The organism is Candidatus Culexarchaeum yellowstonense (assembly GCF_024707025.1).
GTDB lineage: Archaea > Thermoproteota > Methanomethylicia > Culexarchaeales > Culexarchaeaceae > Culexarchaeum.
In genome coordinates this window covers 1-4,004 of record NZ_JANGFQ010000115.1, presented here as the reverse complement: position 1 = coordinate 4,004, position 4,004 = coordinate 1, and the positions used below count along the sequence as shown (strand labels likewise).

General features: G+C 34.9%; 5 protein-coding genes. 1 reads left to right on the top strand and 4 read right to left on the bottom strand.

Annotated elements, in window-relative coordinates:
• Positions 1 to 123 precede the first annotated feature (123 nt).
• The 4 genes from MRT15_RS09245 to MRT15_RS09230 form a co-directional block, all read right to left on the bottom strand.
• The gene (locus tag MRT15_RS09245) at positions 124 to 948 is read right to left on the bottom strand and encodes a hypothetical protein (protein ID WP_304329801.1); all 825 of its coding nucleotides are present in this window, start codon (positions 946 to 948) and stop codon (positions 124 to 126) included.
• 177 nt (positions 949 to 1,125) lie between these two features.
• Positions 1,126 to 1,578 (bottom strand): type II toxin-antitoxin system VapC family toxin, encoded by a 453-nt coding sequence (locus tag MRT15_RS09240; RefSeq protein ID WP_304329800.1) that lies wholly within the window; start codon positions 1,576 to 1,578, stop codon positions 1,126 to 1,128.
• A 1-nt stretch (position 1,579) separates the two neighbouring features.
• On the bottom strand, positions 1,580 to 1,855 hold the full coding sequence (locus MRT15_RS09235) for a DUF6364 family protein (RefSeq protein WP_304329799.1): 276 nt from the start codon (positions 1,853 to 1,855) through the stop codon (positions 1,580 to 1,582).
• Between the two features lie 131 nt (positions 1,856 to 1,986).
• Positions 1,987 to 2,958 (bottom strand): ATP-binding protein, encoded by a 972-nt coding sequence (locus MRT15_RS09230; protein ID WP_304329798.1) that lies wholly within the window; start codon positions 2,956 to 2,958, stop codon positions 1,987 to 1,989.
• Positions 2,959 to 3,657: 699 nt separating this feature from the next.
• On the opposite strand from MRT15_RS09230, the gene MRT15_RS09225 reads away from it, so the two are divergent.
• On the top strand, positions 3,658 to 3,831 hold the full coding sequence (locus tag MRT15_RS09225) for a hypothetical protein (RefSeq protein WP_304329797.1): 174 nt from the start codon (positions 3,658 to 3,660) through the stop codon (positions 3,829 to 3,831).
• The last annotated feature ends 173 nt before the right edge of the window (positions 3,832 to 4,004 follow it).

Genomic DNA, 4,004 nt, shown 5'->3' with positions numbered 1-4,004 from the left:
ATTGAATCTGGCAATTCAAGGCTTGTTAGGCTCTACTGATACAAGTTCCCTATACCAAGCATAAGGTCTTTAGTCGAGAACCTCAACACCGTATCATAGAAACACAAAACATCCTAAAAACCACTATAGTTTCGGAATACTTCTCCCATAAACAAGCCTAATATTACGCTTTTTCGCTTCCTCCTCTATATAACCTGTTAACTCTTCAGACACAACCTCAACAGCCAAAATTGCTAGAAACACTTTTTCACCAAACATCGCCTCAACAAAATTCACATCCTCAACAACCTTATTAATCTCCTCATTAGCCCTATCAAAACTTTCTATACGAGTCGTAACCTCCCCAACCACCAATGGATCCCGATTAAAAATATCAACCTCACGAAACTTACCAGAATAAAGTAAAGTAATATTAACCCTAACATTTATCTTCTCATCAGGAACACCCATCCCCCTCAACAAATCCTCCACAAACGCCGCCGTATAATAATCAAGCGTAGTACCAACAGCATCAGCAAGAGACTTCATACCCCTCCTCAACCCATCAACACGTTCCTCTAACCTCCTAAAATCCTTCCTTAACTCCCTTACCTCTTCCCACAACCTGCTCTGATTCTCCCACAACTTGTTCTGACTCTCCCACAATTTGTTCTGTCCTTCTCTTAAACTCTTAACTTCTTCCCATAACTTGTTTTGTCCTTCTCTCAATGCTTTAACCTCCTCCCATAACCTATTCTGATTCTCCCACAATTTGTTCTGGTTCTCCCACAACTTATGCTGATCCTCCCTCAAACTCCTAATCTCCTCCCATAGCTTGTGTTGTTCTTCTATGAGCGCATCCATTTTCTTGAGTATTTCTGAGAGTCCTAGGTAGCCTGCTACTGCGTAGCGGAACTCAGTATCTTTCTCCAGTAGGCTCAGGAACTCCCTCTTTAAGTTGATGCTCATCATGTAAACATGATAATAGAATATTTTATAAACTTAACGCAGAAGCATTAAGAAATTTTTCGGACATAGAAAGTCACTCACGTGTTTAAGTTGCAAAAGTTTTATACCAAAACTCTTTAACTAATTTTATACCTCAATTCACAATATGAGAAACCAATTAGTTAGTTTTTAAATGCATTAGCCAGTGAAGATTGTCTTTAAACCCTCTTTTTCTGCAATGCTGATCAACTTTTTATCTCCCGTAACAAAAGCTGTGCTTTTTACGGCTTTTGCAGACGCTATTTGGAGAGCATCAGCTACATATATATGGTATCGCAATATCAGTTTGATTGTTTCCCTTAACAAAGGTGGGCTAATTCCTATAATTTTAAACCTATACAATCTTCTAAGAATTTTGGCCTCCCTCAAAAAATTCTTTAATAAATTCTTAGCATTCAAGCCCAATATTCTCTCGTACTTATCGAATACTACAACTATTTCAGCAATATTCCAATATGAAATAGATAGTATTTTCACTCCACGATATGCATCTTTAAATAACTCGTCAACTACTTCGCTACCAGCTTCACTAACATATCTTTTCACTATAGCACTCGTATCAAGATAGCAAATCTCCTCTTGAATACCCATGCTAATCATCCGCTAAACGTTCATCTCTAATTTCTCTAACAATCTTAGCAGAATCTAAACCTTTAGGTCTATTAAGGGGAATCTCCAATTCAGAAGCGGGGGTTAACTCTCCTAGATTCAGCTCGATTGCAAGATCATTGATCCATTTTTCTAATACAAAATATTCAAAATATTCCTCTACAATACCGCTTAAATTTTTACCCTCATGCATAGCATATTTCTTAACCTCCTCCAATACATCCCTTCTCACACTAAGAGTCAGCTTTCTTTTTTCCATACGTACATCCCTCCATACGTATATTCGTTTAAACAAATATATAAATGTTGGGCGAGGAGTTGCGAAGGAAGGAAAATAAAAGAAAAAACAGAAATATACTAATTAATTATTTTGAATTTTTTGAAGTGAAACTAAGCTCTAATGTTTCTAATAGCTAATCTTAATATAGGATCAGGTATGTAGTAATATCCATCATCTTCTGCTATCAGCATGGCATTCTTTAAATTCATAAGTATGTCTCTTAACACTTTATTGTTTACAATAAGCTCATTTTTTATCTCGCTCCATCTCGCTCCGATACTAATAACTCTTAAAGCTTTGATGTAATTTTCCCTTTTCTTTCCTTTAAGAAAGTTTTCAAGTTCTTCTTCAAAAATTTTTGCACCTTCATCTATGACAGATCTTAAAGAAGTTTCGGCATCAAGCTTTCTCACACATCTAAAATTTCCATAATATGCTAGCCATCCAGGATACCCATTCAATCTTTCAACTACATTCTCTATTTCTTCCATGCTCACATTCATGTTTAACTCGTTAAATCCTCTAATAAGGAACTCTTTTGATTTCTCTCTGATGAATGGTTGAAGGTAAATAACTGCTGGCTTTCTACCATATAGCGGAGATGAAGGTGAAGGATTTAAAAGCTTATTGATCAATCCTATCATAGACCCTGTGAAAATAATTCTTATGTTAGGATACGCATCCCAAATTCTTTTTAATAATCTAAGGAAATGTATTGAAGAAACATATTGAACTTCATCCAATGCAATAATTTTATTTCCTAATCTAGAAAATATATCCTCGGCAATCCTACTCCATCTAAGTTCTAGGAATTTTAAATCTAAACTTAATTCCTTAAGGGAATATCCTAATTGAGAAGCTATTGAAAGTATAAGGTCTCTAAATCCTCTTGCGCCGCTTAGATTTACATAAATTCCATCATGTTCTTTAATGAATGTTTTCACGAGGCTTGATTTCCCAACCATTCTTCTACCCAAAACTGCAACCCATTCAGTTTTTACTAATCGTTCCAATTCTTTATACTCATCATCTCTACCAAAGAGATCCTTTATATTTTCCTTAGGATGAAGATCAAAAAGCATAGTTACCTATGTAACTAGTTACCAATGTAACTTATAAAACTTATGCTTTAAAAGATGCAGAAGATTTAACAAAAAATTTGAATGAGATTCAAAAAACCAGGAGTGTACGGAGTGTTTTCCAGGTCCTTTTTGAGATCTTCAAGCTCTTTCTCTATCATACAAATCCTTCTTATCTTTCTTCGGCCTTATATCAAATAACATTTTACGCCAGCGTAATTATTACGCCGACGTAATATAAAAACTTTTTCGAGAAAAATTGACCGAAAAAATAAAGAACAAAACAGTAAAAAATTCTAAGCATTACTCATAGCATTTCTCTCCATCCGCCTAATAATGCAACACGTAGAAGTCCCAGCACCAAACATCTGGCTCTATTACAACACAATCCTCGTACCACTCAACATCACATAAGAGGAGCTCGAATCATACGATAAAGAAAGAAACTAATAGAAAAAGAGATCAAACGAATACTGAGAGTAAAAGGAAACATCACACAAATAAAAACAAACATTAAAGAACATGGTATTGAAGAAAACATCATCTACAAGACTAAAAAACAAACACTAGCAATCAAACTACTAACACACAAGATATAACAAAACTCCTACAAGAACTGGAATGAAAGCTAACATGAAGGATGCTAAGGTTAGAAGTAGGTGTTATATGTATGCTCTTTTAATCATATTATTGGGTGGTTTTTTGAGCGAAAACGTTTTGGAGAAGATTGAAGAGATCGGAAGGAAGCTTGATAAGCTAAAGGATTTTCTCGAAGACGTTTTCTTAACCACCGAGGAATACATTTTGTTAAAGGAAGTTGATGACATAGTTAAGAACAAACGCTTTAGCGAGTTGAAATCCCTCAATGAAGTTTAGGATTCTCATCCATAAGAGGGCATATGATTCTTAAAGAACCTAAAACCTGAAGAAAAATCGCATAATTGATAAACTTAAACAGCTTGAGGATTTCTCAGTTGATGACTGTAGTTTTTTCTGTTTTTATGAACGCCCTAGTTATTAAATATATCTCAAGAAAAAATAAATGTTTG